Annotated in this window: 18 protein-coding genes and 2 pseudogenes; 8 read left to right on the top strand and 12 right to left on the bottom strand. The window is 66.7% G+C overall.

The window, feature by feature from the left end; all coding sequences use genetic code 11:
* Positions 1–120 precede the first annotated feature (120 nt).
* Both KK7_RS20640 and KK7_RS23680 read left to right on the top strand, forming a co-directional pair.
* A pseudogene (locus KK7_RS20640) lies at positions 121–1146 on the top strand (carboxylesterase/lipase family protein); the annotation flags it as partial.
* The gene (locus KK7_RS23680; protein ID WP_337459580.1) at positions 1129–1800 is read left to right on the top strand and encodes a carboxylesterase family protein; all 672 of its coding nucleotides are present in this window, start codon (positions 1129–1131) and stop codon (positions 1798–1800) included. The pseudogene KK7_RS20640 and the gene KK7_RS23680, both read left to right, overlap by 18 nt.
* Positions 1801–2087: 287 nt before the next feature.
* Here the strand turns inward: KK7_RS23680 and KK7_RS22935 are convergent, their stop codons facing one another.
* On the bottom strand, positions 2088–2243 hold the full coding sequence (locus KK7_RS22935) for a hypothetical protein (protein ID WP_158000007.1): 156 nt from the start codon (positions 2241–2243) through the stop codon (positions 2088–2090).
* 12 nt (positions 2244–2255) lie between these two features.
* Here KK7_RS22935 and KK7_RS22930 point away from each other — a divergent pair, with 12 nt between their 5' ends.
* Positions 2256–2405 carry a hypothetical protein gene (locus KK7_RS22930; RefSeq protein WP_158000006.1) on the top strand — a complete coding sequence of 50 codons (150 nt, stop codon included), beginning with the start codon at positions 2256–2258 and terminating at the stop codon, positions 2403–2405.
* A 78-nt stretch (positions 2406–2483) separates the two neighbouring features.
* Here the strand turns inward: KK7_RS22930 and KK7_RS0112940 are convergent, their stop codons facing one another.
* The 4 genes from KK7_RS0112940 to KK7_RS0112925 all read right to left on the bottom strand — a co-directional run bounded on the left by KK7_RS0112940 (position 2484) and on the right by KK7_RS0112925 (position 9333).
* Positions 2484–2861, bottom strand: coding sequence for a YdbL family probable chaperone protein (locus KK7_RS0112940; protein WP_010545069.1), 378 nt, complete (start codon positions 2859–2861; stop codon positions 2484–2486).
* Entirely contained in the window at positions 2861–3055 is a 195-nt protein-coding gene (locus KK7_RS0112935) for a YnbE family lipoprotein (RefSeq protein WP_040598563.1), read from the bottom strand. Before KK7_RS0112935 ends, KK7_RS0112940 begins: the two co-directional genes overlap by 1 nt.
* Before the next feature lie 25 nt (positions 3056–3080).
* Positions 3081–6137, bottom strand: coding sequence for an intermembrane phospholipid transport YdbH family protein (locus KK7_RS20635; RefSeq protein ID WP_010545067.1), 3057 nt, complete (start codon positions 6135–6137; stop codon positions 3081–3083).
* Between the two features lie 202 nt (positions 6138–6339).
* A complete protein-coding gene (locus KK7_RS0112925; RefSeq protein ID WP_010545066.1) occupies positions 6340–9333 on the bottom strand; it encodes a TonB-dependent receptor in 2994 nt (997 codons plus the stop codon).
* A 280-nt stretch (positions 9334–9613) separates the two neighbouring features.
* Here KK7_RS0112925 and KK7_RS0112920 point away from each other — a divergent pair, with 280 nt between their 5' ends.
* Genes KK7_RS0112920 through KK7_RS0112900 form a run of 5 tightly spaced genes read left to right on the top strand, consistent with a single transcriptional unit; the run spans position 9614 to position 15698 of the window.
* Positions 9614–11005, top strand: coding sequence for a 3-keto-disaccharide hydrolase (locus KK7_RS0112920; RefSeq protein WP_237709207.1), 1392 nt, complete (start codon positions 9614–9616; stop codon positions 11003–11005).
* A gap of 59 nt (positions 11006–11064) precedes the next feature.
* Complete coding sequence (locus KK7_RS0112915; protein ID WP_010545064.1) at positions 11065–12378, top strand: Gfo/Idh/MocA family protein; 1314 nt, start codon at positions 11065–11067, stop codon at positions 12376–12378.
* Between the two features lie 22 nt (positions 12379–12400).
* Complete coding sequence (locus KK7_RS0112910; RefSeq protein WP_237709206.1) at positions 12401–13213, top strand: FAD:protein FMN transferase; 813 nt, start codon at positions 12401–12403, stop codon at positions 13211–13213.
* The gene (locus KK7_RS0112905; RefSeq protein WP_010545062.1) at positions 13210–14472 is read left to right on the top strand and encodes a Gfo/Idh/MocA family protein; all 1263 of its coding nucleotides are present in this window, start codon (positions 13210–13212) and stop codon (positions 14470–14472) included. Before KK7_RS0112910 ends, KK7_RS0112905 begins: the two co-directional genes overlap by 4 nt.
* A gap of 26 nt (positions 14473–14498) precedes the next feature.
* Positions 14499–15698, top strand: a complete 1200-nt coding sequence (locus tag KK7_RS0112900; protein ID WP_010545061.1) for a Gfo/Idh/MocA family protein — start codon at positions 14499–14501, stop codon at positions 15696–15698.
* A gap of 227 nt (positions 15699–15925) precedes the next feature.
* Here the strand turns inward: KK7_RS0112900 and KK7_RS0112895 are convergent, their stop codons facing one another.
* The 7 genes and pseudogenes from KK7_RS0112895 to KK7_RS0112865 all read right to left on the bottom strand — a co-directional run.
* Positions 15926–17368 (bottom strand): family 43 glycosylhydrolase, encoded by a 1443-nt coding sequence (locus tag KK7_RS0112895; protein ID WP_010545060.1) that lies wholly within the window; start codon positions 17366–17368, stop codon positions 15926–15928.
* Positions 17332–18006: a glycoside hydrolase family 1 protein gene (locus tag KK7_RS23420; RefSeq protein ID WP_237709205.1), complete on the bottom strand. Its 675-nt coding sequence runs from the start codon at positions 18004–18006 to the stop codon at positions 17332–17334. Before KK7_RS23420 ends, KK7_RS0112895 begins: the two co-directional genes overlap by 37 nt.
* Entirely contained in the window at positions 17984–18499 is a 516-nt protein-coding gene (locus KK7_RS23415) for a family 1 glycosylhydrolase (RefSeq protein ID WP_237709204.1), read from the bottom strand. The genes KK7_RS23420 and KK7_RS23415 overlap by 23 nt, the downstream gene beginning before the upstream one ends.
* 73 nt (positions 18500–18572) lie before the next feature.
* On the bottom strand, positions 18573–18878 hold the full coding sequence (locus tag KK7_RS0112885) for an alpha/beta hydrolase family protein (RefSeq protein WP_010545059.1): 306 nt from the start codon (positions 18876–18878) through the stop codon (positions 18573–18575).
* A gap of 205 nt (positions 18879–19083) precedes the next feature.
* Entirely contained in the window at positions 19084–21456 is a 2373-nt protein-coding gene (locus KK7_RS0112875) for a TonB-dependent receptor (RefSeq protein WP_010545058.1), read from the bottom strand.
* A gap of 141 nt (positions 21457–21597) precedes the next feature.
* Positions 21598–22377, bottom strand: a pseudogene (locus tag KK7_RS20625) (cyclase family protein).
* Between the two features lie 17 nt (positions 22378–22394).
* The coding region (locus KK7_RS0112865) for an alpha/beta hydrolase family protein (RefSeq protein WP_010545057.1) at positions 22395–22863 on the bottom strand (469 nt) is incomplete at its 5' end.

Below are 22863 nucleotides of genomic sequence, written 5' to 3'. Positions count from 1 at the left end.
CTCCACACCAACGGTAGCTTCCACACGCAAGACCCGTCGAACGCGGCGTTTTCTTCGATCGCGTGACGATTTCCGGATGCGCAAGAGCCTCTCACCAAAAGGAATGCAGGAGATGCGAGCATGAAGGCATGGGCGGCAGCACTGGTCTGCGGCGTTGCGGCATGCGCACTCGCCCCGAGGGCGATGGCGCAGACGAACGCGCCCGTCGTCGCGACCCGGAGCGGGCAGGTGCAGGGCGCGATCGAAGACGGCGTCGCAAGCTGGAAAGGCATTCCCTTCGCCGCGCCGACGGTCGGGCCCTTGCGCTGGCAGGCGCCGCAGCCGGCGGCGGACTGGCAGGGCATCCGCCCGGCCCTCCAGTATAGTCACGACTGCATGTAGACGCCCTTCCCCAGCGACGCCGCACCGTTGGGCACCACGCCGGCGGAGGACTGCCTGTATCTCAACGTGTGGAGGCCCGCCGCGGCCGCCCCGGCCGCCAGGCTGCCGGTGATGGTATGGATCTACGGCGGCGGATTCGTGAACCGCGGTGCCTCTCCCCCCACCTATGCCGGCACCAACCTGGCGAAGCAGGGCGTGCTGTTCGTCAGCTTCAACTACCGGGTCGGCCGCTTCGGCAGCTTCGCCCTGCCGCAACTCAGCCGCGAAGACGCGGATGGCGGGCTGGTCGGCAACTACAACTTCATGGACCAGATCGCCGCGCTCCGCTGGGTGCGGGAGAACATCGCCGCGTTCGGCGGCGATCCGGCCAACGTCACCATCATCGGCGAGAGCGCAGGCGGCATGTCGGTCCACACGCTGGTCACCTCGCCGCTGGCCAAGGGGCTGTTTCACAAGGCGGTGGTGATGTCCGGCGGCAACGGCCAGACGGCGGGCAACGCCACCCTCCGCGATGCCGAGACGATCGGCGAGAACCTCGCCCGCGCCCACGGCATCGATCCCGCAGCGCCCGACGCACTCGCCAAGCTGCGCGCCCTTTCCGCCGAGCAGGTGACCGACGGCCTCAGCATGGTCGAGCTGTTCCAGCCCAAGCCCGGCCCTCGCACCTATGGCGGCCCGATGCTCGACGGCAAGCTGCTGGTCGATCAGGAAAAGGCCTATGCCAGCGGGGCGTTCGCGCATGTACCGATGCTGATCGGAGCCACCAGCGCCGACATGGGAGGCAAGAGCGGCTTCATGATCGCAGGTGCACGCGATGCCAGCGCAACGATTGCGGCACAGAAGGTACCCGTATGGGCGTACCGCTTCTCCTATGTCGCCGATTCGGTGGGCAAGCCGGGCGCCGGCCACGCAACCGACATTCCGTTCTTTTTCGACAACGCCCGGATCAAGTACGGCGCCGCCACCACGCCCAGGGACGAGCAGATGGGCAAGACCATCAGCGCCTATCTCGTCAACTTCGCCAGGTCGGGAAATCCCAATGGCGGCGACCTTCCGGTCTGGCCACGCTACGCCAAGGCAAGCGACGAGATCCTCGACTTCGCGGCCAGCGGCAAGGCCGTGCCCGGGCGCGATCCCTGGGGTGCCGAGATCGACGACCTCCAGGCGCGCACCGCCGCCGCTTTGGCATCGGGCAGGTACAACAGCCTGACCACCCCGATCGGCGCGATGCTCGACGATCCTGCCGCGAAGGCGGTGCTCGCCCGGTACCTGCCGGCGATGGTCGCCAGCCCGCAGATCGACATGGCGCGCGGCCAGACGCTGGTCGGCGTGCAAACCTATTTCCCCGCCCTGCTGACCGACGCCACGCTCAAGGCGATCGACGCCGACTTGGCCAAGGTGCCGATGGCAAGGCACTGACGCCCGCCCGGCCCCTGGCGATCGTCGCCGGGGCCCCGCGACTGCGTTGGCCGATCCGCCTGCGGCATCTCCGGTGGCCCACCTGTCATCCGGTAGCACCTGCCCGCTGCAGCATCGTCCCAGCCGAACGGGACGCACTTCCCCCGACATCGACCGTCGATCGAGTCGTCGTGATCCACGAGGGCGGGCACGCTCTACGAAAAGGGCGACCGCTTCGATATGCTCTGGCAACCGGGCACCTTCCGCGCGCTGCTCAGGGTGCAGATCAACGATCGCAACATCGGCGGCTATTTCCAGCGCAACGAGATCAAGGTCCGCATCCGCCAGACCCAGGCCCGTTTCCCGACCGACATCACGCCCCACAATATCCGTACCACGGTCGGCGTCGTCGCCCTGGCCAGCAAGGCGACCGGCGTCGGCACGGTCAGCATCGGTACCAGCATCCCGACTTCCCGGTGGCGGGCCTGCAGGTCTCCGACCTGTCCGGGCGTCATGAGGACGGGCGCGTCACCGGCAAGGCGGCGATCAACTGGACGGTGGACCGCAACAATCTGCTCTATGCCTTCGCATCGCGCGGCTACAAGCCGGGCGGTTTCACCTTCTGACCGCCGGGGCGGCGGGCCCCCGCCCGCAGCCTCGCCGCGAAGGGCACGCGGCGCGACCGGCTGCGCGGCTACGGTGCCTCAGAGGCAGCGCGGATCCCGCACCGGCGCGTCGCTGCCGCGGGTGAGCCAGCGGCCGTCGGGCGCGCGATACTTCTCGCCCGCCGCGGTGCGCAGAATGAGGTTGCAGCCGGTGACGAACGCCATCTGCTCCACGGTAGAGCTGGCCGCCGCCTGCTGCGTGTACTGGCGCTTGCGCTGGATGTTGATGTTGTTGACGATGGCCTGCAAGGCCGGGGTGGCCGATCCGACGATGCCGAGATAGCCGTCCGGCTGTTCGCCGATAAGGCCCTGCTCGCGCGCGGCCTGATAGGCGGGGTCGCGCTGCGCAAAGGCCGGCGCGATCATCCCGCTCGCGATCGCGGCTGCCATGGCGATGGTGGATAGCAGGGTACGCATCAGAAAATCCCCGGATTGTCCTGGATGATGGCCTTCGCCTTGTTGTCCAGGCGATACACCACTTCCTGGGTGATCGATATGTTGAGGTTGATGACGATCGGCTTGTCCGGCGCATTCACCGTGACGCAGCCGCCGAGCAGCACCAACGGGGCGACCCCGCAGGCCGCGAGCCGGACCGCCAAACGCTGTTTCATGCTTCCAAGCTCATAGCAGTGTCTTTCATGGACGGGGCGCGCTTTCGCGCGGCTGAACGGTGGGCTTGCCCGCTTCCTCTGCACGTTTCTGCTCCTCGATCAATGCGGGCAGGTTGCGCTCGATCAGGCGACGCGGATCGTACCAGGACTGCACAGAGTCGAGCAGCTGGCGGAACGGCGCGTTGATCCGGACATTGAACTGGAGCGGCAGCCGCGCCAGCCGGCGGATCAGGAAGTTGGATTTGGTCCCGGCGCCCTGGCTGAGGCCGGAGAAGCTGATGTCGGTGATCATCTCGCCGGCCAGCGGGCCGTTCATGCGGATGGCGAGGTTCTTGTAGTCGAGCGACTTGAGCGCCTGGAACGCCATATTGCCCCAGGTACCGAGATTCTCGCGCGAGACTTCGCCGACATAGGCGATATGGCCGCCCGCGCGGGCGCGAAGCTCCCCGCCCTCGATCCGGCCGCCCGTCTCGTCGAAGATCATCGGCAGCGTACCGTCGAAGGTGCCGGTGGCGTCGAGATTGTCGAATGCCATTTCCTTGAGGAACAGGGCGGCGTCCACGCCCTTCACCTGGAAGGTCATCCGGCGCTGTCCGGCCTCGTTGAAGTCGAGCGTCGTCGGATCCAGGACGAGCTCGCCGCCTGCGAAAGGCCAGCGTGCGCCTTCCACCCGCACGCGGCGGCTGTCGAGCAGCTGGTAGCGGAACGTCCCGTTGCGCACGGGCACGCCGGGATTGATCTCGGCGACCTCGGCCAGCTGCCCAGGCGCGGAACGGACGTTCAGCAGATCGGCGAAGTCGAGCGTGGTGGTCAGTCCCTGCACCGGACCGAACGCCGCCGCCAGCGCCAGGTTGGTCGCGGAGAAGCGGCCGGTGCTGGTCACCGTCTCGCCCGACCAGGCGATCCGGCCGGATCCGGCAACCAGCCCGTCGACATCGGCGATGATGCCGAAGGTGAGCGGCGTCAGGTCGCTGGGCTGGAGGCCGTTCACCTGGAAGCGGATGCCGGGCACGTCGAGCAGCGCCTGCCCCCCGCCGGTGCCCAGATCGTGGGTGATCGTCACCTTGGCGACCGGCACCGGACGCTTGGTGCCGACAAGATCGGCCTGCACCTCGATCTTCCCGTCATGAAGGCGCAGACGGCCTTCCGGTGCGACGAGGGGCTCGAAGCGGGGCATGGGTTCGGCATCGGCGAGGCGGAAGCTGCCCAGCAGCGACAGGTCGCCCTCCGCCACCTGCCAACGGCCCTTGCCCTGCGAGACGACCAGCGGCACCGCGCCGATCTGCCCGCCAAGCCCCTCGAAGCTGCCCGCCATGGTCGCCCCGAAGGTCCCGTTCAGCCGCGCGATGTCGAGCCGGGTCGGGCGCTCCGCACCCATGCGGACGACGACGTCGGCCAGGTCGAACGCGCGTGCGCGCCAGTCGAGGCGAAGGCCGGTGGCGGCTAGGCTGAGCGGGTTGCCGCCCATCGTCCCCGCCAGCGCCAGCGACGGCGCACGGATGCCGCCGTCGAGCGTCCGCCCCCGCAGCCGGAGCATCGCGGCCCCGAGCGGGCAGAGCTGGAGCTGCTGCCGGTTCAGCACCATGCCGGCCACCGCCAGGCGAGCGAAGGCCAGCGTCTCACAGCCCGGATTGACCGCGATGTCGCTGCCGTCCCAGCGCGCCGCGATCGGCATCGAAAGCCCGTCGATACGCCCGCTGCCCAGCGGCCCCGACAGCGCAGCCACCGTCTGGATCGCGCCCGTCCTCCCGCGGATGCGGACGTCCAGCCGGGCGAGGCCGAGGCTCGCACCGCCGGCGGCATAGGGCCGCATCTCGCCCGTCCCGCGGAGCATGTCGTCGCCGGCCTCCTGCGAGAGCCGCAGCGCTGCGTCCGGTAGCCCGCCGCCCTGCATCGTCAGCTCGCCGGCCAGCGCGATCGCGCCAGAGGGGAGGTCCAGCACCGCACCCTGGCCGCCGTCGAAGCCCAGCCGGGCGCCGGAGCGGGCTGCCAGATGGGCCTTGTTCAGACGGAGGGTCGTTCCCTTAGGCCCGGCAAGGATGTCGAACGCAGCATCGGCGTCGAACCGCCGTCCCGCCCGCTCCAGCGCTTCGGTCAGCCGCGGGGCCAGAGGTGCCAGCGGCGTGCCGGCACCGGCACCGCGGTAGCGCGTCACCCGCGCGAGGAGAGACTCCGCCAGCGCCGCATCGCGCAGCGCCAGCGTCCCGGCAAACCCGGTCGCTTGGCCGAGGACATAGCTTCCCGACACCGACGCCGAAGCAGCCCGTACCGGCGAAGCAACGATCGCCCCCGCCTGGAGCGCCATCTTGCCGGCCGTACGCAAGCGGTCGCCGGCGAAATCGATGGTGCCGGTGCCATGCGCCACGCTCCCCCAGGGGGCGGCGAGCCTCTGCAGCGCGACGCGGGCAGCGCCCTTCCACCGTGCGAAGCCAGGGTCCAGATCCACTCGCAGCTCGGCGCGAGGATAGGCGGCGCGCATCGCAGTGCAGGAAACCTGTCCCGCGGCCAAGGGTCCGGCAAGACTCGGCGCGCCCTTGCGGATATGCAGCTGGAGGGCGGCGGTCACACCGTCCAGCACACAACCGGTGGCGCGCAGCCGGGGTGCGTCAACGCGCATCAGACCGGTAAATCCGTCGCTCAGCAGGCCGCGTCCGCGCAGCGCAAGCGTCAGCGGCCCGAAGCCGCTTTCCAGCCTGAACCGCGCATCGTCGACGTCGACGCTGAGCCGCGGCAAGACGAAGGGCTTGCCCGAAGGCGGCGGCATCAGCCGGTCGAGCGATCCCAGCGAAAGCGTGCCGTGGCTGAGGCGCCCCTTGATCCGCACCCTCCCCGCCCTGGCGACAAGCAGGTCGGCGCGCCACGGCGTGAGGGCCGTGCGTAGCTCGATCCAGTCCGCCACCAGATCGGGATCGCGCGGGTCGCCGAGGACGACATTGGTCAGGCGCTGCCGCCATGGGGAGAGCTGGTCGATCGTATACCGCGCGGGCACACCGCGCCGTGCCAGTTCGCGATCGACAAAGCTGCGCGCGATCGTGCGCCGCTGCAGCCAGGTGGTGGCGAGCACGACCGCCAGCAGGACCAACAGTGCCGGTACGAGACGGCGCCAACGCCGTGCCCGCCCTGCCCGTCTGCCAGCCCTTGCCTCGTCGTCCTCGTCCACGCCCGCTCCAGCCAGCCGCCGCGCATCCTCGCGGCGCTGCCCTTAGCTAGAGCTTCTGCATCGCGCAAAAGTTCCGGCAAGAAGCCCCGGCCGGTCGTTAACCGGCCGGGGCAGGCAGGAGGGCTCAGAAGACGAAGTTGACCGCCAGCGCATAGGTCCGCCCGAAATAGGCGGTGTAGAGCGGATCCTTGCGCACCGTGTCCACGGTGAGGCGGTTCGTCTCGTTGGTGATGTTCTGCACCTCCGCGATCAGCTTGATGTGATCGCTGAGGTTGTACGAGGCCGATGCGTCCACGAAGACCGACCGCGCATTGGCAGTGGAGTCCGCGTCGACCGATCCGCTGGGCACTGCCGTCAGGAAGGACGAGCGGTAATTAACCGTGGAGCGGATGCTGAACTTGCTGTCCTCGTAATAGAGCGTTCCGCTCGCCGTCTCGGGCGAAAGCCCGACCAGCGGCGCGGTGCGCGAGAGCGTCGGCGAGATGATGTAGCGGATGTTCGAGCGGACTCGCGTGAAGTTGCCCAGCGCGCCGAAATTCTTGAGGAACCCCGGCAGGAAGGTGAAGGGCAGCTGTACGTTCACCTCGACGCCGCTGAGCGGACCGCCCGGCGTATTGTTGCTACGCTGGACGGTGAACTGGTCCGTCGGCCGCAGCTGGGTGCCGTTGAGCAGCGACAGCGGCAGGCCGATGTCCTGGAAGGCAAGGCTGGTGCTCGTCGTCTGGATGTAGGTCTCGATATTCTTGTGGAAATAGGCAACCGAGAGCAGCGAACCGGGCCGGAAATACCATTCCAGCCCCGCGTCCAGAGTGTTGGCGCGGATCGGATCGAGGAACGGGTTGCTGAACGACGCGGTCTGGATCACCAGGTTTGCCGACCCGGCCGGGATCAGCTGGCCATAGGCCGGCCGCGATATCACCCGCGCCGCCGAGAAGCGGGCGATCAGGCTTGGCGTGATGTCCAGCGCTAGGTTCATCGACGGCAGCCAGTCCTCATAGGACCGGTTGACGGTGGAGATGACGAAGCGGGACGGATAGAGCGATCCCGCGGGCGCCGCGGTGGTGATCGGCCCATATGTCTCGAGGCTGGTGCGGACGTAGCGGACACCGGCGTCGCCGCGCAGCGCGAACGGCAGGACGTTCTGGGTGTCGAACTTGGCCATCAAATAGCCGGAGCTGTATTTCTCGGAGACGCCGCCATAGGTGCCCTTGGCGCATTCGATGCTGCAATAGACATAATCGTTCAGCCCGGTGACCCGGCGGAACTTGTCCGGATCGATCGAGACGAAATCCTGCAGCTGGCCGCCGAGATTCTTGCCGATGCCGGTGGTGACGAAGCTGAAATCGGCAATCGACGTGCCCGCGGGCAGCGCCAGCGGGGTGTTGGTGGCGAGCTGGCGTTCACGCGCCGTGTACTTGTTGGTGCGGTACTGGCCGCCCGCCTGGATCGTGAAGCCCGGCGTCACCTTCCAGTCGGCATTGAGCTCGAAGGTCTTGCTGAGGATCGTGTTGCGGCGAATGAAATTCGACAGCTGCCCGCGCTGGTCGCCATTGGCGAGCGGCGGCCCGTACTGGAACAGCGCGGCCTGGGTGGTGTCGATCCCGTAGCCGATCTTCGGGATATTGGGATTGTTGCGGAAATCGATCGACCAGTTGCGCGTGTCGTTCGAGTCGATCGCCACCTGCAGGCGGTTCACGTCGAGCTGCGACTGGTTGATGCCGGCCAGGCCGAACAGCCGGAGATTGTCCGAGAAGCGATGGCTGAAGTTGAGGTTCGCCTGCTTGTATTCGGAGGTGAAGCGCTCGTCCTGCATTTCCGAGCGCAGATCCACGCCGTCGAACAAGCCACGGATCAACGAGCCGTTGCCGTCGACCTCGATCTCGCGCACCGAGGTGAGCGGCTGGCCGTTGTTGGAGATGGCGCGGCCGAACGACCGCGCGTCCATCATCGTATCGAGCCGCTTGACCTTGAAGCGCGAATACAGCCCGTCGACCGAGATGTCGGTATTCTCGTCCGGCTGCCATTGCAGCGTCAGCGATCCGGCGAGGCGCTCCTGATTCTGGCTGCCCTTCACCGGGCGTGGCAGGCGCGGAAGATAGACGCCGCCGCCGGGCTTCCCGTTCACGCCCGTGCGGCTCATGATATAGTCATAGGCGGCCTGGGTGCCGGTGCGCGGATTGTTGGTGCTGCAGTTGTTCGCGTCCGCGCCGATCGATGCGCCGCTCGGCTGGGTATAGCCGGGGACCGGGCTGTTCACGGGCGCACCCTTGTAGAGATAGCCGACGGGCGTGCAGAAGGGGAAGATCACGCCGGCATTGGCCGAACCCGCCGGCTGGGCGAGGCCGTAGACGGTCGTCGGCACGACATCCGCGGCCGAATAGGCATATTCGTCGATGTGCCGCTTCGAATAGGCGATGCTGCCGAGCACGCCGAAGGTGCCGCCGAACTTCTTCGAAACGAGCGCGGAGAGGCGCGGATCGGCCTCCTTGCGGATGTCGTTGTAGATCCCGCGCGCGGTGGCGGAGAAGACGAAATCCTTCTTCTGGTCGAACGGCTTGGGTGCGTTCAGGTCGACGGTTGCGCCGAGCGACCCTTCCTCGACATCGGCCGAGGTGGTCTTGCGGACGGTGAGTGCGGAAAAGATTTCGGTCGGGAAGGTCACGAAGTCGAACGAGCGGCCGGTCGCGACGCCGCCGCGAATGTCGCTGCCGCTGACCTGCGACACGCCTTCCATCCCGTTGATGCGCACCCGGGTGAACTGCGCGCCCAAGCCGCGGACCGAGATGTTGCGTCCCTCGCCGCCGTCGCCGCGCGACAGCGCCACGCCGGGGATGCGCTGCATCGACTCGGCAAGGTTCGAATCCGGGAACTTGCCGATGTCTTCCGCGACGATGCTGTCGATCGCGGCGGTTTCGGATCGCTTCTGGTTCAGCGCGCTGTTCAGCGAGGCGCGGAATCCGGTGACGATGATCTCGGTTGCCTGCTGCCCGTCGTCGCTCCCTTGCGCGGCGGACGGTGGCTCCTGCGCGGTCTGCGCCGCGGCGGAAGTAGCGATCAGTGCTGCGAGTGCGCTCGACGATACGAACAAAGCGCATTTGTGGCGACGATAGGTGCCCACATCCCCTCTCCCATTTCGCGCGCACTGGTGGTTACGTTTCACCGTGCGCGGTGGTGTCGCCCCGTGTTTCGGTGGTCGACTGCAACAATGCGTAACAGGCCAATTTCGGTCTGGCAACTATGCCTTACCAATTTCAGCAGACTGTGATTTGAATCGGTTATCCTGCCAGACATGGCTCTTGCAAGTGGCCCGACCACGTTTTACGTCTGGTGCTTAAGAGGCTGTCGCCGCAAGCTTTTGGCTGTTGACGATGCCCGACTATAGGATGAGGGGAGAGATTGTGGCTCGCAGGCTCACGGTATTGGCGTTGACTGCGCTGTCTTCGGCAGCGCTTGCCCTCCCCCCGGCGTCGCCGCCACAGGCGCGTCAGGCCACCGCGCCCTGGCGCGACCTGATGCCGAAGCCCGGCCTGGCCGGATGGCATCGTACCGGCGGCAACGCCACCTACGAGATGGTCGGAGACGAACTGGTCGGCCGCGCGGTGATCGGCAAGGGCAATAGCTGGCTCGTGTCGGACCAGCTCTACGGCGATTTCATCGTCGAGTTCGATGCCAAGACCGACCCTGCGCTCAATTCCGGGATGATGATCCGCGGCCAGAGCCGTCCCGACTACCGGAACGGCGTGGTGTTCGGCTATCAGGCGGAGATCGACCCGTCGCCCCGCGCCTGGAGCGCCGGCATCTATGACGAGCAGCGGCGCCAATGGCTCTACACGCTCGGCCGCAACGAGGCGGCGCGCAAGGCCTTCCGCCCCGGCGAATGGAATCATTACCGGGTGGAGGCGATCGGCCATCGCATCCGCACCTTCCTCAACGGCGTGCCTGCGGCCGACATCGTCGACAATACCGACGCGCGCGGCTTTCTCGCCTTCCAGGTCCATGCCCTGCCCGACGCGGTCGCGGCCAAGGGGCCCGAGGTACGGTTCAAGGGCCTGCGTATCCTCACCGACTCGCCCGCGCGCCATGCCCTGCCCGAGACGACGCTGGAGCAACAGGGGTGGCAGCCCGACCAGCTGACCGCGGCAGAGCGCCGCGCCGGGTGGACGCTCCTGTGGGACGGCCGCACGCCAAGGGGTTGGCGGTCCGCCAAGGGCGGCGGCTTCCCGGTCAAGGGCTGGACGATAGCCGACGGCGTGTTGACGGTGGAGAAGAATGGCGGCGGCGGCGACATCGCCACGGCGGGCACGGTTCGCAATTTCGAGCTGTCGATCGATTTCCGGCTGAGCGAGGGCGCCAATAGCGGCATCAAATACCTCTTGCCGCCGCTGCAGAATGGCGGCGTTTCCAATGTCGGCTTTGAATATCAGCTGCTCGACGACGCGCGGCACCCCGATGCGAAGATGGGCCGCGACGGCAACCGCACGCTCGCTTCGCTGTACGACCTGATCCCGGCGCGCAACCTTTCCGACCCGTCCAGCCCCGGCAAGCGCGGCAACCCGCCGGGCGAGTGGAACCGGGCGACGATCCTCGTCCGCGGCAACCATGTCGAGCATTGGCTGAACGGCTTCAAGGTCGTCGAATATGAGCGCGGTTCGGATGCGCTGAAGGCGACGATCGCCGAGAGCAAGTTTGCCAAGGTCACCGGCTTCGGCACCACCGCCGAGGGCGCGATTCTGCTGCAGGATCACGGGGACCGGGTGGACTTCCGCTCGATCAAGCTCCGCCGTTTCTGAGGAACGCCCGGCGTACCATTCCGATTACGATCATAAAAAAGCTGAGGGGAAGCACTGCCATGGTCGACCGTCGAACGATGATGAAGGGCGCCGTCGCCACCGGGGCGATGGCGCTCAGCGCCAGCAGCTATGCACGCATCCTGGGTGCGAACGACCGCATCCGCGTCGGCATCGTCGGCGTCAACGGGCGCGGCCAGGCGCATATGAGTGCCTTTGCCAAGCAGCCCAATGTCCAGGTCACCCACTTCGCGGATGTGGACTCCGCGGTCCTCGCCAAGCGTGCCGGCGAGTTCGCCCAGCGCTGGGGCAGCAAGGTCGAGACGACCGGGGATTACCGCCGGCTGCTCGACAGCAAGGCGGTCGATGTCATCACCGTCGCTACCCCCGATCACTGGCACGCCAAGGTGGCGATCGACGCGATGAATGCGGGCCACAACGTCTATATCGAAAAGCCGATCGGCATCGCCCCGGCCGAGGGGGAGGCGCTGATCGCCGCGCAGAGGCGCACCGGCCGCGTCCTCCAGGTCGGCAACCAGCAGCGCTCGTCGCTGGAGACGCGCCAGCTGCTCGACCTGATCCGAGCCGGCGAACTGGGCGACGTGTACGAGGCGCAGACCTGGTACGCGAACAACCGCAAGTCGATCGGCAAGGGCGAGATCGTACAGCCGCCCGCCAATCTTGACTGGAACATGTGGCAGGGGCCGCGGCCGCGCGGGCCGTACCGCTCGAACCTCGTCCACTATAACTGGCACTGGTTCTGGAGGTACGGCACCGGCGAGACCTGCAACAACGCGATGCATGAGCTCGATGTCGCCCGCTGGCTGATGGGGGTGACCTATCCCACCACCGTTACCGCCCGCGGCGACCGGCGATTCTATCGCGGCGACGATTGGGAGATGTACGACTCGCTGGCGCTGGATCTCGGCTTCGGCGACGGCCGAACGATCCGATGGGACGGCGAGAGCTGCAACGGCATGCTGCGCTACGGCCGCGGCCGCGGCACGCTGCTGCTCGGCACCAAGGGATCGGCGATCGTCGATCGCAACGGCTTCGAGCTCTACGACCTCGCCGGCAAGAAGGTGCGCGAGGTGAAGGCGGCGGCGGAGTCGGAGACCACCGGCACCGTCGGTGAAGGTGCGCTCGACATATTCCACGCCGCCAACTTCCTGGGCGTGATCCGCGGTACCGAACCGGCATTGCACTCGCCGATCGCGGAAGGCCATATCAGCACCACGCTCTGCCATCTCGGTAACATCGCCTATCGCACTGGCGGCGCGATCACCGTCGATCCGGCGACCGGCAAGCCCAGGGAGGCGGCAGCCCTCAAGCTCTGGACGGTTGACTATGAACCGGGCTGGGAAGTTCGCGGCTGACAGGATGGGCATGGAGGCGAGCGTGACGCGGTTCGCCGCCATGGGTACGCGGATCGAACTGCACCTGTTCGGCCGCGACGATCCCGCCGCGCTTGCCGCCGCGGAGGTTGCGATCCGCTCGGCGGAAGACACGCTGACGATCCACCGCCCGTCCCCTACGACGGCATTGAACCGGATCCTGTCGCTGGCGGGCAACGCGGCGATCGACGACGAGCTGCTGTTCGAAGCGGTGCTGGCCGTCGATACGCTTTGGCGCGCGACCGGCGGCCGGTTCGACCCGAGCCTGGGCGCCTGGTCCGCGCTCGCCATCGACCCCGCCGCGCGCCGCATCGTTGCCGAGCGCCCGCTGACGCTGGACTTTGGCGGCTTCGGCAAGGGGTTCGCGCTCGACCGCGCCGTGCAGGCACTCCGTGCGTCGGGAGTCTCCTCGGCATTGCTGTCGGCCGGCGAGAGTTCCATCGCGGTGATCGGCCCGCATCCGCTGGGCGGCGACTGGCCTCTCGCCATTCCGCATCCCGATGTGCCGGGCGCGTGGCTCGTCGAACTCGGCCTGACCGATGCGTCCGTCTCCGTCTCCTCGACCGCGGGAGCGGGCGCCCGCAAGCCCGGCCGCGCCGCGATGGTCCGGCCATCGGATGGGACCCACGTCTCCGCTCCGGCGACGGCGGTCGCTGTCGCGGCGACCGGCGCCGAGGCAGAGGCTTGGAGCACGGCACTGCTCGTCGCCGATGCGGCATCGGCAGATCGCCTCTGCGCCGCAGCGCCCGACCGACATTTCCGCTTTTCCCATGCCGCGCCTGTCGGCGCCGCACGACCGATGGAAATCTCCGCATGACCGACGATGCCTTCGCGCTTTCCCGCCGCAGCTTCCTCGACCGCATACTGCTCGCGTCCGCCGGTGCGGGCATGAGCGCTGCCGCCCCATGGGCCGCGATGGCGGCCGACGATGTGGTCAAGGGCCCGCGCGTCCGCATCGGCGTGATCGGCACCGGCGACCGCGGTCGCACCCTGATCCAGAATCTCAACAAGACGCGCAATTGCGCGGTCGCCGCGCTGTGCGACACGTTCGAGCCGCATCTGGCCAGGGCACGCGCCTATGTGCCGGCGAACACGCCGACCTTCACCGATCATCGCAAGATGCTCGACGCGAGGCAGATCGATGCGGTGGTGATCGCGACTCCGCTCGACCTTCATGCTCCACAGACAATGGACGCGCTCGACGCCGGCTATCCGGTGTTCTGCGAGAAGGCGATGGCACGAACGATCGCCGATTGCAGCGCGATGGTCACCCGTGCCCGAAAGCGCGGCAAGGTGCTGCAGATCGGCCATCAGCGATTGTTCAACCCCACCTATCTCAACGCGCTCAAACGGGCCCAGGCCGGCGAGATCGGCCCGATCACCCAGATCCGCGCCAGCTGGCACCGCAACCGCAGCTGGCGCCGCCAGGTGCCGCCCGGCGGTACCGAGCGCGAGATCAACTGGCGCCTCTACCGCGATCGCTCGGCCGGGCTGATGACCGAGCTGGCCACGCATCAGCTCCAGGTCGCCAACTGGTTTTTGGGCGGGCTGCCCACCCGGGTAATGGGCTCCGGCAGCATCTGCTTCTGGAAGGATGGCCGCGACGTCTACGACCAAGTCGCGCTGATCTACGATTATCCGGATGGCCGGAAGCTGATCTACACCTCGATGCTCAACAACGCCCGCTATGGCTGCGAGGAACAGATTCAGGGCAGCAAGGGCACGATCGAGCCCGAGCTCGGTCGCATCTATCAGGAGGTCCAGCCGGGCGCCGTCCCCGCCCTCGCCCGCATGCGCGCCGATGTGCAGGCCGGGCGCAAGACCACCGTGCCGATCGGCGGCGCGACCTGGTTCCCCGAACTCCCCGTCACCACGCCCGGCGAGTCGATCGGCTGGGGCGAGTATGACGAGACGATGCTCCAGTTCGAAGGCTTCGGCGAAGCGGTGCGCAGCGGCCGGGAAGTGCCCGGCCTTCTCGCCCAGGCCTATCATGCCAGTATCGCCTCGCTGCTCGGCGAACAGGCGATCGACCAAGGTCAAGCCCTGGCTTGGCCGACCGACCTCGTTACCTTCTGATCCCTTCTCCCGCACGGAGCCAACGCATGGACATGATCGACCGCCGTTTCCTTCTCGCCAGCGCCGGCCTCGTCGGCGCCGGTCTTGCCGCCACGGCTCGTGCCCAATCGACCGCGCAGGGCAACGGCGTCTCGGCCAGCGCGGCTCCCAAGGGACCCGACCCGACCGCGAAGGACCGGCTGCGCTTCGCCGTGATCGGCCTCGATCATTCGCACATCTATGCGATGACCGATGCGCTGATCCGCGGCGGCGGCACGCTCATCGCGGTCCATGCCAGCGACCCGAAGCAGCTCGCCCCCTTCCGCGCCCGCTATGGCGACGTGAAGATCGCGCGTAGCGAGGCCGAGATCCTCGACGACAAGAGCGTCCAGGTCGTCGCCAGTGCATCGGTCCCCAATCTGCGCGCGCCGCTGGGCGTGCGGGTGATGCGCGCGGGCAAGGATTTCCTGGCGGACAAGCCCGGCATCACCAGCCTCGCCCAGCTGGCGGAGGTGCGCCGCACCATCGCCGAGACGAAGCGCAAGTTCGCCATCATGTATTCGGAACGGCTTGAGGTGCGCGCGGCGGTCAGGGCAGGCGAACTGGTCCATGCCGGCGCGATCGGCCGCGTCGTGCAGACGATCAATATCGCGCCGCATCGGCTCAGCGCGCCGAGCCGCCCCGACTGGTTCTGGGACGTGGCAAACTATGGCGGGATCCTCACCGATATCGGGAGCCACCAGGCGGACCAGTTCCTGTTCTACACCGGCTCGACCGAAGCACAGGTCGTCGCCTCGCAGGTCGGCAACTTCGCCACGCCGAGCCACCCGAAGTTTCAGGATTTCGGTGATATGATGCTGACCGGCAATGGCGGCACGGGCTATGTCCGCGTCGACTGGTACACGCCGGACGGCCTGCCGACCTGGGGCGACGGCCGCGTCTTCCTCCTCGGCACCGAGGGCTATATCGAGCTGCGCAAATATGTCGACATTCAGGGCCGACCGGGCGGCAACCACCTGTTCCTCGCCGATCGCCGGGGCACGCGCTACATCGATTGCAGCAGCGTGCCGCTGCCGTTCGGCCCACAGTTCGTCTCCGACGTCGTCGCGCGTACCGAAGTCGCGCAGAACCAGGCCCAGGCACTGCTCGCCGCCGAACTGGTGCTCACCGCGCAGGACAAGGCGCGCACCCTGGCAGGCGGGCAGCGACCGCCGTTGCAGGGGGATGACGGTTCCGCGGTACGCTGAACGGCCCCGGAAAACGCAGCGCATGCGCGTTCCTCGCGCAATGCGCCCCGGCCGTCTCCTTCCGGCAGGCTGTCATCACCGGATCGGTGGGAGAGTTTGTCCTCGCCGCCGAGGCGATCCTCGACCCTGGATCTGTCGATCTCCGGCAGGCGTATCGCACGCGATCCGCTCAGCAAATGCGGGTGCGACGGCCCAGACCGTTCCCTGCAGACGGTTCCCCCTACAAATCACAAGGCTCGGTAGCGAAATTGCCGGAACGCAACTTCCCCATCGCCACAAGCGAATAGGGCCGGCCGCAAGCTCAGGAGATCATCCATGGTGTTGGCGGTATAGCCTTCGACCTGGCTGCGCACCTCATGGCGGGTCCAAGCCTTTCCATCGAGGCTGTAATATTGGGTGACGATCTGCTGATCGTTGACGATACGCAGGTGCATCTTGCGTGCCGGTGGCGCAGGTTCCTGCCAATAGGATGCCTTGCCGCCCCGGTAGCTGACCATCCGGCTGGCATCGACGCCCATACCCAGGAAAAGCCGGTCGTTGAAGAAGAGCAACAGACCGCCCTCGCTTGCGCCGCGCAGCTCTAGTTCCACGCTGATCTCGAACGCGCGGTCGCCCACCTGCTGCGTCAGGACCGATCCGCCCTGCGGGCTCTTGCCTTGCGCTTTGAGGACTAGCGCGCCGGGCTCGAACCGGAGCCGATCGGGCGCGTCGGGTGCGCTCGCATAGAGGCTCCAGAGACGTCCCATATCCGCGGCCGCAAAATCGGAGGAGCGCGCGATGCCGTGCGGCACGGCCGCCCCACCTGGCTTGCGCAGCGGCCGCGACAGGTCGCCGCCGGCGGCGCGGAACCAGCCGTCCGCAGTCCATTCGATCGGCTCGAGCAGCGTCTGGCGGCCCAGCGTCAGATAGCCCTTCTCGAAGCCGTGATAGACCATGAACCAACGCCCGCCCGGCCCCTCGACGCAGGTGGCGTGTCCGCGTGACCACCAGCGTTCGTCCTCGGATCGGGTGCGAACGATCGGGTTGTGCGGACAACGCTCCCATGGGCCATGGATGGACCTGGAGTGCGCCGCGACCACCATGTGCCCGGTCGCGGGTCCGGCGGTGCCACCCACCGCGTTCACCAGGTAGAAATAGTCCCCCCGCCGGAACAGCTTGGGCCCTTCCAGCGAATAGGCCTCGGTGATCCAGTCGTCCGGATAGCGCCAGGCGGAATAGGCATCCTCGACCGGCCCCGCCGTCGAAAGTCCGTCCGGCGACAGCCGTACGCGCTTCCCGCCGTTGAAGAACAGGTAGCGATGCCCGTCTTCGCCGACGACATGGCCGGGATCGATCAGCCCGCCGATCCCCATGTCGATCAGTGCGCTCCACGGCCCCGCCATCGACTCGTCGTGGATGACGAAGATATTCGCGAAGCTCTTGAGATCCTTTGACCAAGGCGCGCGCATGAACGGAATGTAGATGTAATAGCGGCCGCCATGCTTCGCGATGTCGACGGCAAAGCCGGTACCCAGCGGCTTGGCAAGCGCAGGGGCGAGCGGGCGCCAGTTCACCAGATCCCGGGAATGCCAGATCAACAGCCCCGGCGCGGAATCGAACGAGGAGTGGGTGAGGTAATAGTCATCGCCGTCCTTCAGCACGGACGGATCCGGATAGTCGCCCGACAGCACCGGATTGAGGTAGCGACCGTCGCCGAGATCGGCCTTGCGCTGCCCTTCGATGCCGCGTGCCCATTGCGCAACCGGCTGTCCGCACGCTTTCTCTCGCTCCGGCCCGGCACCTGATGCGCGCGGGCCCTCCTGCGCATGGGCACCCACGCCCCCCAGCACCATGGAGGCGGCGGTAGCGGGCCTTTGTCGTCCCAAGTCTTGCGCTCGTAATTCTGGACGCCGATGAAGTCACAGGTTTCGGAGGCGAGGCGCAGCCATTCACCATAATAGCGCTCGCGCATATGATCTCGGATTGAATTCTTGCCGGCCGCCTGATCGTCGAGCAGGGCGAGGCTGACCCCGACCTCCAGATCGCTGCGCACCGCCTTGATCGCGGCAACGCCGCGGCGGTGCGCCTCCATCATGTTTGCGCGATAGGTTTTTGCTTCGGGCACATAGAGTGCGACGCCAGGCGAATATTTCGGAACGCCCAGTTGCTTCGCCGCCGCCTCTTGCGTCGCGCGGTCGCCGGCCAGCAGTTGCGGCGGCAGGATCTCGCCGATCAGGCCCGCCAGGTTCGGCTCGTTGAGGGTAAGTGCCAGCGCGATCCCGCTTGCGAGGTGTTTCGCCGCCCGATCACAGAAGCGCGCGAACAGCATGGGCGACTCCGGATTGTGCCCCCCCCTGCGCGGCGAACCAGCGCGGGGTCGTGAAATGGTTGAAGGTTACGACGGGCTTCAGCCCCCGCGCCCGACACCCCTCGATCATGGCCCTGTAATGATCGAGCATCGCGCGTGAGAAATGTCCCTTGTCCGGCTCAATCCGCGCCCATTCGAGGCTAAAGCGATAGGTGTTCAGACCCATCGACTTCACCAGATCCAGATCGACTGGCCAAAGATCGAAGCTGTTGGTCGCGTCGCCCGATCGCTCGGCAAAGATCGTGTTCGGGACGTTCTCGATCACCCAAAGGTCGGCATTCAGGTTATTCCCCTCGACCTGATGCGCCGCCGTCGCCGCGCCCCAAAGAAACCCGTCGGGAAATGGGGTACCGGTAGCCTCCGCAACGGCGTCGGCCAGTGCATGGCCGGGAAGCAATGCTCCTGCGGCCCCGGTGGCAAGCGCAGAGGTGATAAGGCTTCGACGATTGATCATGCGCTTGTTCCTTGAAACGTTCTAACGACCACATGCCGATCGCCCGCGACCGCGATGTGGATATCTCTCACCATCACTTCGCCGATTTCGTCAGACCCATGACATCCAGCCACAGGAAGAACTGGTCGAGCCAGTGCGCCGTCGTGGTGTCGGGCTTGCCCGTTGTGAACCCGTGGCCGCCATCGGCGTAGAGGTGAAACTCAATCGACTTTTTCGCGGCACGGTAGCTGTCGACGAGCGGGAGCCCGTGCACGCGCGCCAGCAGAAAATCGTCCGCGGCGACGGCGACGAACATCGGCGGCGCATCGTCCGACACCTGCATCGGCCCCATGTTCGGATAGATCGGGCCGGCGAAATCCGAACGATCCCCCCCGCCCATCTCCACGAGGCGGCGCGTCAGGAAGCCGCCAGCGGAACCGCGTTGGGCTGCGCGGGCGCCGCTTCGGTCGTGGTGGAGAGCTCACCCTGCGCATAGGCCTGCGGGGCCAGCACAGCGGCAGCAACCAGGGCCACCGAAAATGATAGGTGCGCATCGGCATTTCCTTCAATGTGAGGGAGCGACGCCGCCGCCCCCTCCCCCCGGCTTAGAAGTCGAAGCCGAGCCGCAGCCCGATCGTGCGCACCGAGTCATAGCTGAAGCGCTGGCTGAGCGTCAGCACCGGCGGACCCTGCACCGGGTTGGCGTCGCCGCCGTCGGAACCGATCGAGATCGGCCGGATCTCGTTCGTGCAGTTCTTGCAGAACAGGCTGGCAGACCAGTGCTTGCTCTTCAGGCCCAGGCGCAGATCGAACGTATCCCAGGTCGGGATGAAGAACGGCGTGCCGAGTGCCGAGGATTGCCGCGACCGGTGATAATAGCCGATGCCGAACTGCGCATCGAGCTTGTCGGTCAGCGGCTGGCTGTAGTCCGCGCCCAGCGTGGCGGTGAACTTCGCCGAGAGCGGCAGCTGATAGCCCGCTGCGTTGAACGTGCCGACATAGCCGGCGGCATCCGACCGCAGATCGGCGCGGCAGCCGTTGCTGGTCTGCCCGGTATAGCATTGCGCGCCGGGGAAGTTATCGAACTTCGCGTTTACGTAGGAAGCCGAGCCCGACAAGGTGATGTGCGTGGTCGGTCGGGCCTGGACCGAGAAGTCGACACCCTCGGTGGTCGCGGTCGCCGCGTTGCTGAGCACGAAGGTGCGCAGCGCCGTGATCCACGACTGCACCTGCAGGTCGGTGAAGCGCGTGTGGAAGGCCGAGGCCGAATAGGTGATCTTGCCGTCGGCAAGCCGGCCCTTGATGCCGATTTCGCCGCCGCGCGAGATTTCGGGCCGCACCGCCAGCTTGGCGCCCGGCGCTGGTGAGGTGTTGGAGAAGCCCGGCCCCTTATAGCCCTGGCCATAGAAGCCGTAGAGCATGGTCGACTGCGTCACCTGCCAGTCGGCACCGATCTTGAAGCTGAAGTCTGTGGCGTCGGTCGATTCAATGGAGCGATTGTTCGGTACGCCCAGCGTCACGAAATACTTGCCGACATTCTCCAGCAGGTCGATCGACCCCTTGTCATAGGTGATGCGGCCGCCCGCGTTGAGCTTCAGCGTATCGGTGACATGATAGCCGAGCTGGCCGAAGCCGGCATAGCTGTTCTGCTTCAGGTTGTACTTATAGTCCTGGCCGAGGAAGCTCGCATTGCTCACCGGGCAGGCAGCGGGCGGCGCACCGAGCTGGGTGGCGCCCACGCAGAAGGGGAAGGTCGGCAGGAGGAAGCCTGGGAAGCCGTTATTGCCGCCGCGGGCGCCGACCACAGAGCCGACCGAGCGATAATAATAGAGGCCGAACTGGCCGGTTACCTTGTTGCCTTCGGGCAGCGCGAGCCGCAGCTCCTGCGAGATCTGGTTGTAGATCTGCCGACTGGAGTTGGTGTTGAAGAAGTTGATCGGTGTGTTGTCCGAGTCGAACTGGAACGAGAGCGTCACGTGCTTCCACGCGGTGATGCTGGACAGCTCCATCCCGTTCGACAGCGAATAGTTGATGTTCGCCTGCAGGCCACCGGTATCGGAATCTCGATAGCCGGGCGCGTCAGAGCTGTAGCGAAGATTATCGGGACCAGCCGGGAGCCCCCTGCCCGTATAGGCGCTGCCGGCGCCAAACTGCCGGAAGGTGATGTCGTACCGCCCGGAAATGCCGCGCTGCTTGTTGTAATCGCCGATCACATAAAGGGAGAGCGCGTCGGTCGGCTCGTACAGAAACTTGCCGCGAAGGCCGAGGTTGCGCAGGCCGAAATCGTTGCGCACGGCGCTGTTGACCGTCGGATAGGTAACCGAGTCCTGCCCGCTATAGACCGCGTTCAGGCGCAGCGCGCTGTTGGCACCGATCGGCAGGTTCACGGTCGAACGGACCTGGATACCCTGGCCGTTCTTCACCGGACGATCGCGCTGCACCGCTTCGACGTCGCCGGAAACGCTGGTCACGCCGAGCACCGGCTTGTTGGTGGTGATGTTGACGAGGCCGGCCGAGGCGTTCTTGCCGAACAGCAGCCCCTGCGGCCCGTTCAGCACCTCAACGCGGGCGACGTCGTAAAAGGCGTTGGCGGCGAATTCCTTGTTGCCGATCACCACGTCGTCGAGGACCTGCGACACGCTCGCTTCCACGGTGGTGGCGAAGGTGCCGGTGCCGACGCCGCGCACCGCGAAGGTGTTGTCCTGCGCCACCTGGAGGCTGGGGGCGAGCTTGGTTACCGCCGTCAGGTCGTTGGCACCGCGCTGGAGCAATTCCTCGGCACCCACGACGGTGACACTGAGCGGTACCTTGAGGACATTCTCGCTGCGACGTTGCGCGGTGACAATGATCTCGCCGACGGTGCTGTCGTCCTGCGCTGCCGTCGTTTCGGCCTGCTGCGTACCGGTCTGGGCCAGCGCAGCGATCGGGGTCATGCCAGCCAACACGGTCGTCGCCAGCAGGATCTCGTATACCTTCATTTTCTCTCCTCCCCCACCCTTGGTGGTTATTGGTTCACCGGCCGGGCGATCGTTCTGATGCGCCTCGCTACGGCCCTCGTCGCCGAAGTTGGGCACCCCCATGGGGACACCCGAGGGTCGGCACCCCCGTATTGCATCGTCTCAGTCGTCGAGGATCGCGACGGCGCGGGTCCAGCCGGCCGAGGCGCCCTTGATCTTGTGCGGGAAGCAGCTGACGGTGAAGCCGTGCGGCGGCAGCGCCTCGAGGTTGTGCAGCTTCTCGAGGTGGCAATAGCCGATGTCGCGGCCGGCCTTGTGGCCTTCCCAGATCAGCGAGGTATCGCCGGTTTCCTTCACCTTTTCCGCGGTGTAGGCGAAGGGCGCGTCCCAGCTCCACGCATCGGTGCCGGTCACCCGCACGCCGCGCTCGGTGAGGTACATGGTGGCTTCATAGCCCATGCCGCAGCCGATATTGACGAAGTTCGGGTTGCCTACCGCCATGCCGGCGGCGGTGTTGACCAGCACGATGTCGAGCGGCTGGAGGTCATGCCCGATCCGCGCCAGCTCCGCCTCGACGTCCGCCGCGGTGACGACATAGCCATCGGGGAAATGGCGGAAATCGAGCTTCACGCCGCGCTGGAAGCACCATTCGAGCGGCACTTAGTCGATGGTGATCGCGCGCTTGCCGCCGTCCATCGTCGGGTGAAAATGCCAGGGCGCGTCGAGATGGGTGCCGTTGTGCGTGGTGAGCGTCACCCACTCGGCCGCGGCGAAGCCGGCGCCGTCGGGCGTCTGGTCCTGCGTCACGCCGAGGAAGAAATGGCCGAGCTCGCCCACCGTCTCGGCGTGGGTCTGGTAGGTGATCTTTGGCCGCAGGAACGGCGGATCGGTGATCACCTCGTTCTCCAGGGTGATGGACAGGTCGATGAAGCGGCGGGCCATGGGTGGTCTCCGGGAAGTCAGGCGGTGTGGCCGCTGAGGGTTTCGGCGAACCAGTCGGCGATGTAGTCGCGGCCGTACGCCATGTTGTCGGCGCCGACATGCTCGACCCCGCCTTCACGCGCGGTGAAGATCTTCAGTTCGCGCTTCGGACTGTTGACCAGTTGCTCGTAGCAATCATGGGCATATTGCACGCTGATCTGCCGGTCGTTCGCACCATGAGTGACGAGGAACGGCACCTTCACGCCGTCCATATGGCCGTTGAGGTTCATCGCCTCGGCCTTGGCGAAGAAATCGTCCATGTCCCTGGCGCCGAACGCCCACATGACGTGCGCCCAATAATGCGGCACCGGGTTCTCGCCCTCGCGTTTCAGGCGCTTCTGCTGCACTTCGGCCCTGTTGTGGTTGGCACCCCAGCAGGCGCCCGAGGCGAAGCGCGGCTCACAGGCGACCGCGCGGGGGGCGAAATGGCCGCCCAGCGAAATGCCG

Source organism: Sphingomonas elodea ATCC 31461 (assembly GCF_000226955.1).
GTDB lineage: Bacteria > Pseudomonadota > Alphaproteobacteria > Sphingomonadales > Sphingomonadaceae > Sphingomonas > Sphingomonas elodea.
This window is presented reverse-complemented; position numbering and strand designations above follow the sequence as displayed.

What these genes read in the sequence shown, in the direction of transcription:
- KK7_RS23680 (WP_337459580.1), top strand. Translation starts at nt 1,129, where the DNA reads ATGCTGATCGGAGCCACCAGCGCCGACATGGGAGGCAAGAGCGGCTTC.
- KK7_RS22935 (WP_158000007.1), bottom strand. Translation starts at nt 2,243, where the DNA reads ATGCTGGTACCGATGCTGACCGTGCCGACGCCGGTCGCCTTGCTGGCC.
- KK7_RS0112940 (WP_010545069.1), bottom strand. Translation starts at nt 2,861, where the DNA reads ATGCGTACCCTGCTATCCACCATCGCCATGGCAGCCGCGATCGCGAGC.
- KK7_RS0112935 (WP_040598563.1), bottom strand. Translation starts at nt 3,055, where the DNA reads ATGAAACAGCGTTTGGCGGTCCGGCTCGCGGCCTGCGGGGTCGCCCCG.
- KK7_RS0112915 (WP_010545064.1), top strand. Translation starts at nt 11,065, where the DNA reads ATGGTCGACCGTCGAACGATGATGAAGGGCGCCGTCGCCACCGGGGCG.
- KK7_RS0112905 (WP_010545062.1), top strand. Translation starts at nt 13,210, where the DNA reads ATGACCGACGATGCCTTCGCGCTTTCCCGCCGCAGCTTCCTCGACCGC.
- KK7_RS0112900 (WP_010545061.1), top strand. Translation starts at nt 14,499, where the DNA reads ATGGACATGATCGACCGCCGTTTCCTTCTCGCCAGCGCCGGCCTCGTC.
- KK7_RS23420 (WP_237709205.1), bottom strand. Translation starts at nt 18,006, where the DNA reads ATGCTGTTCGCGCGCTTCTGTGATCGGGCGGCGAAACACCTCGCAAGC.
- KK7_RS23415 (WP_237709204.1), bottom strand. Translation starts at nt 18,499, where the DNA reads ATGATCAATCGTCGAAGCCTTATCACCTCTGCGCTTGCCACCGGGGCC.
- KK7_RS0112885 (WP_010545059.1), bottom strand. Translation starts at nt 18,878, where the DNA reads ATGGGCGGGGGGGATCGTTCGGATTTCGCCGGCCCGATCTATCCGAAC.
- KK7_RS0112875 (WP_010545058.1), bottom strand. Translation starts at nt 21,456, where the DNA reads ATGAAGGTATACGAGATCCTGCTGGCGACGACCGTGTTGGCTGGCATG.